The sequence below is a fragment of the Nonomuraea rubra genome, assembly GCF_014207985.1.
In the GTDB taxonomy this organism is placed as follows: domain Bacteria; phylum Actinomycetota; class Actinomycetes; order Streptosporangiales; family Streptosporangiaceae; genus Nonomuraea; species Nonomuraea rubra.
In genome coordinates this window covers 2,588,279-2,600,878 of the sequence record NZ_JACHMI010000001.1, presented here as the reverse complement: position 1 = coordinate 2,600,878, position 12,600 = coordinate 2,588,279, and the positions used below count along the sequence as shown (strand labels likewise).

General features: G+C 65.3%; 7 protein-coding genes and 3 rRNA genes. 1 reads left to right on the top strand and 9 read right to left on the bottom strand.

What is annotated here, in order from left to right; genetic code table 11:
• Window positions 1-143 precede the first annotated feature (143 nt).
• The 6 genes from mreC to HD593_RS11795 form a co-directional block, all read right to left on the bottom strand.
• A complete protein-coding gene (gene mreC / locus HD593_RS11820) occupies window positions 144-1,022 on the bottom strand; it encodes a rod shape-determining protein MreC (RefSeq protein ID WP_185102210.1) in 879 nt (292 codons plus the stop codon).
• Window positions 1,022-2,053, bottom strand: coding sequence for a rod shape-determining protein (gene mreB, locus HD593_RS11815; protein ID WP_148443635.1), 1,032 nt, complete (start codon window positions 2,051-2,053; stop codon window positions 1,022-1,024). The genes mreC and mreB overlap by 1 nt, the downstream gene beginning before the upstream one ends.
• A 313-nt stretch (window positions 2,054-2,366) precedes the next feature.
• The gene (ndk, locus tag HD593_RS11810) at window positions 2,367-2,777 is read right to left on the bottom strand and encodes a nucleoside-diphosphate kinase (protein ID WP_185102209.1); all 411 of its coding nucleotides are present in this window, start codon (window positions 2,775-2,777) and stop codon (window positions 2,367-2,369) included.
• Window positions 2,778-2,924: 147 nt separating this feature from the next.
• Complete coding sequence (locus HD593_RS11805) at window positions 2,925-4,550, bottom strand: MFS transporter (protein WP_185102208.1); 1,626 nt, start codon at window positions 4,548-4,550, stop codon at window positions 2,925-2,927.
• 11 nt (window positions 4,551-4,561) lie between these two features.
• The gene (locus HD593_RS11800; protein ID WP_221524734.1) at window positions 4,562-4,906 is read right to left on the bottom strand and encodes a DUF4233 domain-containing protein; all 345 of its coding nucleotides are present in this window, start codon (window positions 4,904-4,906) and stop codon (window positions 4,562-4,564) included.
• Window positions 4,903-6,192 (bottom strand): bifunctional folylpolyglutamate synthase/dihydrofolate synthase, encoded by a 1,290-nt coding sequence (locus HD593_RS11795; protein WP_185102207.1) that lies wholly within the window; start codon window positions 6,190-6,192, stop codon window positions 4,903-4,905. Before HD593_RS11795 ends, HD593_RS11800 begins: the two co-directional genes overlap by 4 nt.
• A gap of 292 nt (window positions 6,193-6,484) precedes the next feature.
• Here HD593_RS11795 and HD593_RS11790 point away from each other — a divergent pair, with 292 nt between their 5' ends.
• Complete coding sequence (locus tag HD593_RS11790; protein WP_312903437.1) at window positions 6,485-7,198, top strand: dioxygenase family protein; 714 nt, start codon at window positions 6,485-6,487, stop codon at window positions 7,196-7,198.
• Window positions 7,199-7,315: 117 nt separating this feature from the next.
• Here the strand turns inward: HD593_RS11790 and rrf are convergent.
• From rrf to HD593_RS11775, 3 genes are all read right to left on the bottom strand, one after another.
• Window positions 7,316-7,432, bottom strand: a 5S ribosomal RNA gene (gene rrf / locus HD593_RS11785).
• A 70-nt stretch (window positions 7,433-7,502) separates the two neighbouring features.
• Window positions 7,503-10,608: ribosomal RNA gene (locus HD593_RS11780) — 23S ribosomal RNA — on the bottom strand.
• A gap of 289 nt (window positions 10,609-10,897) precedes the next feature.
• A 16S ribosomal RNA gene (locus HD593_RS11775) occupies window positions 10,898-12,416 on the bottom strand.
• The 16S, 23S and 5S rRNA genes sit together here, the layout of an rRNA operon.
• Window positions 12,417-12,600: the final 184 nt, after the last annotated feature.

Sequence of the window (12,600 nt, the reverse complement as noted above, 5' to 3'; positions counted from 1 at the left end):
CGCCCGGCAGGCGCCCGCGCATCTCCCCGTCCCGCAGGCACCCGCGCAGCTCCCCGCCTCGCAAGCGCCCGCGCGTCTCACCGCCCGGCAACCTCCTGCGCGTCTCACCGCCCGGCCGGCGCCCCTGCGCCAACGCCCTCCCCTCACCGCGAGCCCTCCTTGGAGGGCAGCACCGCGTCACGCGGGTCCCGCTTCGGCGCCTCCACCACCACGCCGACCACGTCGAGGGCCGTCAGGTCCGCGTACGGCCGCGCGTACGCGATGCGCGTCAGCTCCCCGGGAGTGGACTCCACCCGTTCGATGACCCCGATCGGCACCCCCGGCACGTACGGCCGCGCATGTTGCGAGCCGAAGCTGACGATCCGCCCGCCCCTGCTCATCGCCGCCGTGGAGTCGAGCAGCCGGAACTGCACGAGTCGCCCGTGCTCCCCCACCCCGTGCACGACGCCGATCTCCTTGCCGCCTTCCAGCCGCGCCCCTGCGGCCGAGGCGGGATCGCTGAGCAGCACCACCGTCGACGTACGGGAGGAGGCGTGCAGCACCCGCCCCACCAGCCCGTCGCCGTTGAGCACGGTCATCTCCGGCCGCACCCCGTCGTTGGTGCCGATGTCGATCTGCACCGCGTCCTCGAACCCGGGCTGCCCCCGCCTGGCGACCACGTTGCCGGGGACCACCTTGTACCCCCCGGCCCCGGCCAGCCCGACCAGCCGCTCCAGCTCCTTGGAGCGGTCGGCGTCGAGCTTGCCGGCCAGCAGCCCCGAGCGCAGCTTCGCGTTCTCCGCCTTGAGCGCCTCGATGCGCTCCCTGGCGGCGGGTGCGGTCAGGATCGCGTGCACGAACGTGCTGACGGGCCGCATCACCCCGCCGCCGAACTGCTCCGCCGTGCCGAACAGGTAGGACCCGGCCGCGCGCAACGGGCGCAGCGGTGAGCTCTCGCCGGTGCGGTGGTCGATGGTCAGGATGACCAGTGCCGCCGCCAGCAGCACTCCCAGGATCAGCCGGGCACGGCGTGAATCTCGCATCAGTGTCGCGACTCCGGCACCAGAACCTGCTGGAGGGCCTCGAACTCCTCGGCGCACTTGCCGGACCCGATGGCCACCGAGTCGAGGGCGTTGTCGACCAGGTGGACGGGCATGCCCGTCTCGGCCTTGACCCGCTCGTCGAGCCCCTTGAGCAGGGCGCCGCCGCCGGTGAGCGCGATGCCGCGGTCCATGATGTCGCCGGACAGCTCGGGCGGGCACTTGTCGAGCGTGGTCTTTACCGCGTCGACGATCGCGTTGACCGGCTCCTCGGTGGCCTTCCTGATCTCCTCGCTGGACACGATGATCGTCTTGGGCAGGCCACTGACCAGGTCGCGCCCGCGGACCTCCGCGTGCGCCTCCTCGCCGAACGGACAGGCCGAGCCGATGGCGATCTTGATCTCCTCGGCGGTGCGCTCGCCCAGCATCAACGAGAACTCCTTCTTGGCGAACGCGATCACCGCCTGGTCGAGCTCGTCGCCGCCGATCCTGATCGACTGGCTCGTGACCACGCCGCCCATCGAGATGATCGCCACCTCGGTGGTGCCGCCGCCGATGTCGACCACCATGTTGCCCGTCGGCTCGTGCACCGGCAGCCCGGCCCCGATGGCGGCGGCCATCGGCTCCTCGACGATGTAGACCTTCCTGGCCCCCGCCTGGTAGCCGGCCTCCTTCACCGCCCGCTGCTCAACGCTGGTGATGCCACTGGGCACCGCGATGATGATGCGCGGTTTGGCGAAATGTCGCCGTCGATGCACTCGTTGAATGAAATATCGCAACATCCGCTCAGTGACGTCGAAATCCGCGATCACACCGTCCTTGAGCGGACGGACCGCGATGATGTTGCCAGGTGTACGGCCGATCATCCTTTTGGCCTCGATGCCGACCGCCACGATTTTGCCGGTCGCCGTGTTGATCGCGACGACTGATGGCTCGTTGAGCACGATGCCACGGCCACGCACATAGACCAGCGTGTTGGCGGTGCCCAGGTCGACCGCCATGTCACGGCCGAGGAACGCGAGCTTGCTGCCCATGGGGAACGGAGCCCTCCGTAACGTCGTTCGCGAATGACTACGGATCGAATTCGAATCGTAACGTGACGTACCCACCGATGGGCGCAATGAGCCGTCGCGCCCATCAAAAATCTCCAGCCCCTACCTCAACCGCAATTTTGCCCGGATTGCACCACAACATCCGCTGAGAGTCTGGAACGATCCAACAACCAACCGCGAGAAACCTTACGGTAAGCCGCCGACAAAATTCTGCCGCGCCCCGGCATCCGTACAGAAGTAAAACGCGCGCCCCCGCGGCCGGAGCCGCGGAGACGCGCGCGAAAACCCGGACGGACTAGAACCGGTCCGGGAAGAAGATCTTGACCTCGCGGGCCGCCGACTCGGGCGAGTCGGAGCCGTGCACCACGTTCTCGCCGATCTCGAGGGCGTGGTCGCCGCGGATCGTCCCCGGAGCCGACTTGACCGGGTCGGTGGCGCCGGCCAGCGCGCGGAAGGCCTCGACGGCCCGCGGGCCCTCCAGCACCATGGCGACGAGCGGCCCCGAGGTGATGAACTCGACGAGCTCGCCGAAGAACGGCCGCTCGGAGTGCTCGGCGTAGTGCGCCTTGGCGGTGTCGGCGTCGAGGGTGCGCAGGTCCATCGCCACGACCTTGAGGCCCTTGCGCTCCACACGGGCGATCACGTCACCGATGAGGCCGCGCTTAACCCCGTCGGGCTTGATCAGGACAAGAGTGCGCTCGGACACTTGGAGTTCTCCTTCGAACAGAGTGGGGTCGCGACTGCAGGCATCCGGCCTGGCCGCGAAGACGCTTCGCGGGGCACGCGCCCACGCGTCGCCGTAGCAGGGCCCTCAGCTTACCGTCCCCGGCCGGGCCCTCGTTTTGCGCGGAGCCTACGAAGACGCGCCATCGTCCTCGGGAGAGTGCCCCTGAGGCGGCACAGCGGGCCCCTCGGACGCGACCCCGCCCTTGTCGAAGGCCCCTCGGGCCGCCACGGGCAGCACCACCCGGGGGATCGCGCCGGTCGGCCCCTCCTCCTCCTCGTCGTCGGCCCCGTCCGGCGCCGGCACGAGCAGCACGTCCGCCGGAGCAGCGGTGGGAATGCCCGCGCAGGGAGGCTCCACCGACGGGACGGGCTCCTCCGGCTCGGCGCCCGTCCCGGAACGCCGGGCCATCACGGACGCCAGCACGATGATCACCACCACGAGGAAGCCGCCGATCAACGCCCACCAGTGCAACGCCTCCACGAAGCTGTCGACCAGCTCCTGAGCGGACCGCACCCCGTCCAGCATGGCCATCTGCACCCCCGTACCGAGCAGGAACCCCGCCAGCACACCCGTGCAGCCCAGCGACAGCCCGAACACCGCCGCCCCGGCCCCCACCTCCTGCAGCGCCGCCGTCAGCGCCACCGCCGCGCCCACCGCGAGCAGGCTGAACGGCACCGTCAGCACCATCCCGTCGGCCGACGGCACCACGAGCCGCACCGAGCAGAGCCCGGCCACCATGGCCAGCAGCCCCAGGGGCGCCAGCCAGCGCCCGGCGGCCCGCGTGAGCAGCCGCACCGCCACCGAGGCGCCCACCGCGAGCACCCCCGCCACGGTGTACGGCACCCACAGCCCGCGCAGCCCGGGTCCGCCGAGACCGCCCATCTCCACCAGCGTGACCTGCGCCGCGCTCGGCAGCAGCACCACCCCGACCGCGACCATCGTGTACGCCATCGTGCGACCGCGCGCGGCCCCGATCGAGGCCAGCGCCAGCAGCCCGAGCACCGCCACCACCGCCAGCAGGATCACCGGCACGGCCCGCCAGCCCTCGCTCGCCGTGCTGATCGCCGCGACCGCGATGGCCGCGGCGGGCACGGCCGCCAGCAGCAGCCGCCCGCGCTCGCGCGGATCGGGGGCGGGAGTCTCTGGCCGCCCCAGCAACATCCACGCGACCAGGTGAACCGCGGCCAGGCCGAGCGCGACCCCCGTCACCATCGGGTACGGCTGCAGCGTCACCCGCCAGCTGCTCACCTCGTCCAGCGGCCACAGTGCGAACGCCTGCGCCGCGAGCAGGCTCAGGCCGAACACACCCACCCACAGGGCCCGCAGGACCGGCACGCGGTCCCACACGGCCGCCAGCGTGGTCGTGAGGACGAGCCCGGCACCGACGCCGCGCAGCACGCGCACCGCGCCCACGACGAGCTCGGTGTCCGCGTACCCGCCCGCGGCGTCGGACAGCGCCACCAGCGCCAGCCCGCCGACCAGCAGGTGAGCGGCAGGCACGCGGCGCAGCGCCACCCCCGCCAGCGGGACGGCCAGCATCAGCGCGGGCAGCGCGAGCCCGTGCGTGCGCATGAGCCCGGCGTGGTCGAGGCCGGGCGGCAGCAGCCCGGCGACGACGGACAGCGTGTTGGGGATCGCGACGACCGCCAGCGGCAGCGACGCCACGACGAGGAGCCCGAGCAACGTGTCGAGCAGCCAGGGATGTCTGAGGCGCGCCTGATGCGGCGGCCGCGTGCTTGGGGGGACGGCCATAGAGGCCGACTTTAGCGGGAAGTAGCGCCCTCGACACGGCGAGCGACGATAATCACCGTGATCCACAGCGCCGTGAAGATCGCGCCGAGGAAGAACATCGTCGTCACGAGGAAGCCCGTGCAGATCGCGAGCACCTGGACGACGCTGCCGAGCACGTACCCGAAAGGCCGCTTGAGCAGGCCCGCGGCGATCACGCACAGCACGGCCAGACCGATGCCGACCGTCACGGCGAGCGCCGGCTCGACACCGCCCACGCTGATCGCCACGGGCGTGATCAGCCCGGCCACGATCGCCTCCATGCCGAGCACGCTCGCGCCGAGCCTGCGCATGCCCGGGGTGACTTCGAAGTTCATCATGTGCCGTCCGCCTTGAGCAGCAATCTCGCGTCGCCCGCCGTCACGACGGACCCGGTGATGACCACGCCCGTGCCGCTGAACTCGCCCTCGGCATCGGCGATGCCGATCGCCCTGTCGATGGCGTCGTCGAGCCGCTCGACGACGTGGACGCGCTCCTCGCCGAACAGCGGCACGGCCAGGGCCGCCAGCTCCTCGGCGGTCATGGACCTGGGCGAGGAGTTGCGGGTCACGACGATCTCGTCGAGGACCGGCTCCAGCAGCTCCAGCAGCCCGTCCACGTCCTTGTCGTGCATGACCCCGACCACGCCGATCACCTTGGCGAAGTCGAACGCCTCGTGCAGCGCCTCCAGGGACGCCTGCATGCCGCCGGGGTTGTGCGCGGCGTCGATCACCACCGTCGGAGTCCGCCGCACGACCTCCATCCGCCCCGGCGAGGACGCCTGGGCGAACGCGGCGCGTACGAGCTCGACGTCGAGCGGATCGTCACCGCCGGTCAGCGCCTCGACGGCGGCCAGCGCGCAGACGGCGTTGCTGGCCTGGTGGGCGCCGTACAGCGGAAGGTAGACCTCGTCGTAGACGCCCTTGAGCCCGCGCAGCGTCAGCAGCTGCCCGCCGATCGCCACCTCCCGGCTCAGCACCCCGAACTCCAGCCCCTCGCGCGCCACGACCGCGCCCACGTCGGCCACACGCCGCATCAGCACCTCGGCCGCGGCCAGCTCCTGCTGGGCGAGGATGGTGGTCGCGCCGGCCTTGATGATGCCCGCCTTCTCACCGGCGATGGCCGGGATGTCGGGGCCGAGCCGGTCGGTGTGGTCGAGCGAGATGGGCGTGATCACCGACACGGTGCCGTCGGCGACGTTCGTCGCGTCCCACGACCCGCCCATGCCGGTCTCGACGACGGCGACGTCGACCGGCGTGTCGGCGAACGCCGCGAACGCCATGGCCGTCAGCAGCTCGAAGAACTGGATGCGCCGCCCCTGCGTGTCGGCCAGCTCGACGTACGGGATGACCTCCTCGTAGACCTGGGAGAACCGCTCCTCGCTCAGCGGATCACCGTCGACGGTGATCCGCTCGCGCATCGACACCAGGTGAGGGCTGGTGAACCGCCCCACCCGCAGGTTGCGCTCCCTGAGCAGCGCCTCGGTCAGCCGCGCCGTGCTCGTCTTGCCGTTGGTGCCGGCGATGTGTATGACCGGGTACGCCCGCTGCGGCGAGCCGAGCAGGTCAAGAAGGGCCGCGATCCGATCGAGCGTCGGCTCGAAATCCCACTCGACGCCACGATCCATGATCGCGCGTTCTACCGCACGAAAATCCACCCTTCAACCCTACTGACCGCCGGCAGCGGTCCGTACGCGGGGCGAACATATTGCCGGACATATAGAAAAGTGGAGGGTACTCACCCGGACGGCCACGGTGCCACCTTGGGAAACAGCCCGCTCCACCCCCCGGCGGGCCGCTCTTGAGGAGGCAATCGTGGACGGCGAGCACACTCGCGCGGAAAAGCAAGGCGGCATCAGCAGAAAGACGCTGTTCAAAGCGGCACTCATAGCGACACCGGTCCCCTTACTCGCCGCACAGGTGCCGGCCCTCGCCCGGCAGACGGCCGAGACCGGCGGGCCGCTCACCCCCACCCCGTACTGCGACGACGGCGACGACCCCACCATCCCGCAGACCGAGGGCCCCTACTTCAAGCCGAACTCCCCCCAGCGCACGGTCCTGCCCGGCGCCGGCACGCCGCTCACCGTCAGCGGGTACGTGTTCGGCCTCGCGTGCCAGCCCCTCGCCAACGTGCTGCTGGACTTCTGGCAGGCCGACAACAGCGGGGCGTACGACAACATCACGTACAACTTCCGCGGCCACCAGTACACCAACGCGCAGGGCGCCTTCAAGCTCACCACGATCGTGCCCGGCCTCTACCCGGGCCGCACCAGGCACCTCCACGTCAAGGCCCAGGCCCCCGGCCGGCCGATCCTGACGACGCAGCTCTACTTCCCCGGCGAGCCCCGCAACAACACCGACACCATCTTCGACCCCCGCCTCCTGATGACCGTCCGGACGGTGGGGACGGGAAGGGAGGCCACGTTCGACTTCGTGCTCAACGTCCCGGGCGTACCGCCCACGGACCCACCGACGAGTCCGCCTCCGGGCGGCGGCACCTGGCAGGTTGGGGTGACCTACCAGGCGGGTGACCGGGTCACCTATGGCGGCGCTGCCTACCGGTGTCTGCAGGGGCACCAGGCGCAGGCGGGCTGGGAACCACCCAACGTGCCCGCGCTGTGGCAACGCGCCTGACCCGCACGGTCCCCGAACGCAAGAGAGGGCCACTCCGGCTGCCGGGGATGGCCCTCGTTGCACCAAAAAAGAAAGGGCCCCGACGCTCGGCGTCGGGGCCCTTTCCTTATAAAGATTGTCCGGCGGTGACCTACTCTCCCACACCCTCCCGAGTGCAGTACCATCGGCGCAGAGAAGCTTAACTTCCGGGTTCGGAATGTAACCGGGTGTTTCCTTCCCGCCATAACCGCCGAAACCCTGCGAAACAGCACAGCTTGCTGTCTCAGAACTGCATAGTGGACGCGAGCAAAAGAAAGTCTGCTTTGTGGTCAAGTCCTCGGCCTATTAGTACCGGTCAGCTCCACACGTTACCGCGCTTCCACCTCCGGCCTATCAACCCGGTCGTCTACCGGGAGCCTTACCCCCTCACAGGGTGGGAGACCTCATCTCAAGGCGAGCTTCCCGCTTAGATGCTTTCAGCGGTTATCCCTTCCGAACGTAGCCAACCAGCCGTGCACCTGGCGGTACAACTGGCACACCAGAGGTTCGTCCGTCCCGGTCCTCTCGTACTAGGGACAGCCCCTTTCAAGTCTCCTACGCGCGCAGCGGATAGGGACCGAACTGTCTCGCGACGTTCTAAACCCAGCTCGCGTACCGCTTTAATGGGCGAACAGCCCAACCCTTGGGACCTACTCCAGCCCCAGGATGCGACGAGCCGACATCGAGGTGCCAAACCATCCCGTCGATATGGACTCTTGGGGAAGATCAGCCTGTTATCCCCGGGGTACCTTTTAGCCGTTGAGCGACACCGCTTCCACACGCCGATGCCGGATCACTAGTCCCAGCTTTCGCTCCTGCTCGACCCGTCAGTCTCACAGTCAAGCTCCCTTGTGCACTTACACTCAACACCTGATTGCCAACCAGGCTGAGGGAACCTTTGGGCGCCTCCGTTACTCTTTGGGAGGCAACCGCCCCAGTTAAACTACCCACCAGACACTGTCCCCGATCCGGATCACGGACCAGAGTTAGACGTTCAAAACGACCAGAGTGGTATTTCACCAATGACTCCACCCGAACTAGCGTCCGAGCTTCCCAGTCTCCCACCTATCCTACACAAGACGCTCCAAACGCCAATGTCAAGCTGTAGTGAAGGTCCCGGGGTCTTTCCGTCCTGCTGCGCGTAACGAGCATCTTTACTCGTAGTGCAATTTCGCCGGGTCTGCGGTTGAGACAGCGGGGAAGTCGTTACGCCATTCGTGCAGGTCGGAACTTACCCGACAAGGAATTTCGCTACCTTAGGATGGTTATAGTTACCACCGCCGTTTACCGGCGCTTAAGTTCTCACCTTCGCCCAGAAAACTGGACTAAGCGGTCCCCTTAACGTTCCGGCACCGGGCAGGCGTCAGTCCGTATACATCGTCTTACGACTTCGCACGGACCTGTGTTTTTAGTAAACAGTCGCTTCCCCCTGGCCACTGCGACCCCCACCAGCTCCGAGTGCAAGACTCATCACCAGCAGAGGTCCCCCTTCTCCCGAAGTTACGGGGGCAATTTGCCGAGTTCCTTAACCACAGTTCACCCGATCGCCTTAGTATTCTCTACCTGACCACCTGAGTCGGTTTAGGGTACGGGCCGCCACAACACTCACTAGAGGCTTTTCTCGGCAGCATAGGATCATCCACTTCACCACAATCGGCTCGGCATCACATCTCAGGATTAACGCGCGGCGGATTTGCCTACCGCACTCCCTACATGCTTACCCCAGGACAACCATCGCCTGGGCTGGACTACCTTCCTGCGTCACCCCATCGCTTACCTACTACCCGATCGGATCGAGCGTTCACTCTGACCCCAAGCCCGAAGGCTTTAGGCGAGCTAAGGACTCTTAGCATCACGAGGTTCAGTATGGGCGCATTGAAGCGGGTACGGGAATATCAACCCGTTGTCCATCGACTACGCCTGTCGGCCTCGCCTTAGGTCCCGACTTACCCTGGGCGGATTAGCCTGGCCCAGGAACCCTTGGTCATCCGGCGCGAGGGTTTCTCACCCTCGATTCGCTACTCATGCCTGCATTCTCACTCGCACAGCCTCCACAACTAGATCACTCTGCTGCTTCGCCGGCTGCACGACGCTCCCCTACCCACCCAGACCCAAAGGTCTGAGTGCCACGACTTCGGCGGTGTACTTGAGCCCCGCTACATTGTCGGCGCAGAATCACTTGACCAGTGAGCTATTACGCACTCTTTCAAGGGTGGCTGCTTCTAAGCCAACCTCCTGGTTGTCTTTGCGACTCCACATCCTTTCCCACTTAGCACACGCTTAGGGGCCTTAGTCGGTGATCTGGGCTGTTTCCCTCTCGACTACGAACCTTATCGCCCGCAGTCTCACTGCCACGCTCTCACTTACCGGCATTCGGAGTTTGGCTGACGTCAGTAACCTTGTCGGGCCCATCGGCCATCCAGTGCTCTACCTCCGGCAAGAAACACGCAACGCTGCACCTAAATGCATTTCGGGGAGAACCAGCTATCACGGAGTTTGATTGGCCTTTCACCCCTACACACAGATCATCCCCCAGGTTTTCAACCCTGGTGGGTTCGGTCCTCCACCCAGTCTTACCTGAGCTTCAACCTGCCCATGCGTAGATCACTCCGCTTCGGGTCTACAGCATGCGACTCAAACGCCCTCTTCAGACTCGCTTTCGCTACGGCTCCCCCACACGGGTTAACCTCGCCACACACCATAACTCGCAGGCTCATTCTTCAAAAGGCACGCAGTCACATCACAGCCGATCCGAAGATCAGCTAAGCTCCTACGGCTTGTAGGCACACGGTTTCAGGTACTATTTCACGACCCCTCACCGGGGCACTTTTCACCTTTCCCTCACGGTACTCGTGCACTATCGGTCATCAGGGAGTATTTAGGCTTACCAGGTGGTCCTGGCAGATTCACACAGGATTTCTCGGGCCCCGTGCTACTTGGGATCCCCTCCAGCAGTCGACAAGGTTTCGCCTACCCGGCTCTCACGGTCTACGGCAGCCCTTCCCAGAGCTTTCAACTACCCCATCGATTTATCACTGCTTGCGGTCCCGGCAGAGACCGCCAGAAGGTCCCACGACCCCGGACATGCAACGCCTGCCGGCTATCACACACGCCCGGTTTAGCCTCATCCGCTTTCGCTCACCACTACTCACGGAATCACTCTTGTTTTCTCTTCCTACGGGTACTGAGATGTTTCACTTCCCCGCGTTACCACCAACCGCCCTATACATTCAGGCGGAGGCAACACCACATGACTGGTGCTAGGTTTCCCCATTCGGACATCCCCGGATCAACGTCTGGTTGGCGACTCCCCGAGGCTTAACGCAGCCTCCCACGTCCTTCATCGGCTCCTGATGCCAAGGCATCCACCGTGTGCCCTAAAAAACTTGGCCACAAAGATGCTCGCGTCCACTATGCAAATCTCAAACAACAAACAGCAACCACCTCCAGACCGCGTGATGCGACCCTTCAGTGGCCCTGTACTGAGTCAAACGAGCGCTGCCCGTTTCCTCAGGACCCAACAGTGTGTCCGATGCTTCACGGCTCCTGGCCTGTCGTTCCCACTCCCCGAAGGGCGGTACTAACCAGGCAGCAACCACGCTGCACCGAATAGCCAGTGCTCCACTAGTGAGCTGTCACCCCACCGATCGTGCGCCGGTGACGGGTGAGAGTGCTCCTTAGAAAGGAGGTGATCCAGCCGCACCTTCCGGTACGGCTACCTTGTTACGACTTCGTCCCAATCGCCAGCCCCACCTTCGACCGCTCCCCCCCTTGCGGGTTGGGCCACGGGCTTCGGGTGTTGCCGACTTTCGTGACGTGACGGGCGGTGTGTACAAGGCCCGGGAACGTATTCACCGCAGCATTGCTGATCTGCGATTACTAGCGACTCCGACTTCATGGGGTCGAGTTGCAGACCCCAATCCGAACTGAGACCGGCTTTTAGGGATTCGCTCCACCTCACGGTATCGCAACCCTCTGTACCGGCCATTGTAGCATGTTTGCAGCCCAAGACATAAGGGGCATGATGACTTGACGTCATCCCCACCTTCCTCCGAGTTGACCCCGGCAGTCCCCCATGAGTCCCCAGCACGCCGAAGCGCCTGCTGGCAACATGGAGCAAGGGTTGCGCTCGTTGCGGGACTTAACCCAACATCTCACGACACGAGCTGACGACAGCCATGCACCACCTGTCACCCAGTCCGAAGAGGCCCACATCTCTGCAGGTTTCCGGGTGATGTCAAACCTTGGTAAGGTTCTTCGCGTTGCGTCGAATTAAGCAACATGCTCCGCCGCTTGTGCGGGCCCCCGTCAATTCCTTTGAGTTTTAGCCTTGCGGCCGTACTCCCCAGGCGGGGCGCTTAATGCGTTAGCTCCGGCACGGAGATCGTGGAAGATCCCCACACCTAGCGCCCAACGTTTACAGCGTGGACTACCAGGGTATCTAATCCTGTTCGCTCCCCACGCTTTCGCTCCTCAGCGTCAGGTAAGGCCCAGCAAGCCGCCTTCGCCACCGGTGTTCCTCCTGATATCTGCGCATTTCACCGCTACACCAGGAATTCCACTTGCCCCTACCTACCTCTAGCCGACCCGTATCCACCGCAGACCCGCAGTTAAGCTGCGGGCTTTCACGGCAGACGCGACCAGCCACCTACGAGCTCTTTACGCCCAATAATTCCGGACAACGCTTGCGCCCTACGTATTACCGCGGCTGCTGGCACGTAGTTAGCCGGCGCTTCTTCTGCAGGTACACGTCAACTTCGTCCCTGCTGAAAGAGGTTTACAACCCGAAGGCCGTCATCCCCCACGCGGCGTCGCTGCGTCAGGCTTCCGCCCATTGCGCAATATTCCCCACTGCTGCCTCCCGTAGGAGTCTGGGCCGTGTCTCAGTCCCAGTGTGGCCGGTCGCCCTCTCAGGCCGGCTACCCGTCGTCGCCTTGGTAGGCCACTACCCCACCAACAAGCTGATAGGCCGCGAGCCCATCCCCAACCGAAAAACTTTCCACCACCACCCGATGCCGGAGGCGGTCGTATCCGGTATTAGACCCAGTTTCCCGGGCTTATCCCAGAGTCAGGGGCAGGTTGCTCACGTGTTACTCACCCGTTCGCCGCTCGAGTACCCCGAAGGGCCTTTCCGCTCGACTTGCATGTGTTAAGCACGCCGCCAGCGTTCGTCCTGAGCCAGGATCAAACTCTCCAAACAATGTCTGGATTATCTATCCAAGCGTTTCATCAAGTATCACTTGACGAGGTGTTGCATGAAAATCATGCACTGGCTTTTAACACACTGTTGAGTTCTCAAGAAACGGACGCGTTCATCCGCACCCGAGCCCTTCTGGACCCCGGTGCGCGAGGCGCACATTTCATTTCCTTCATACTACCAGATC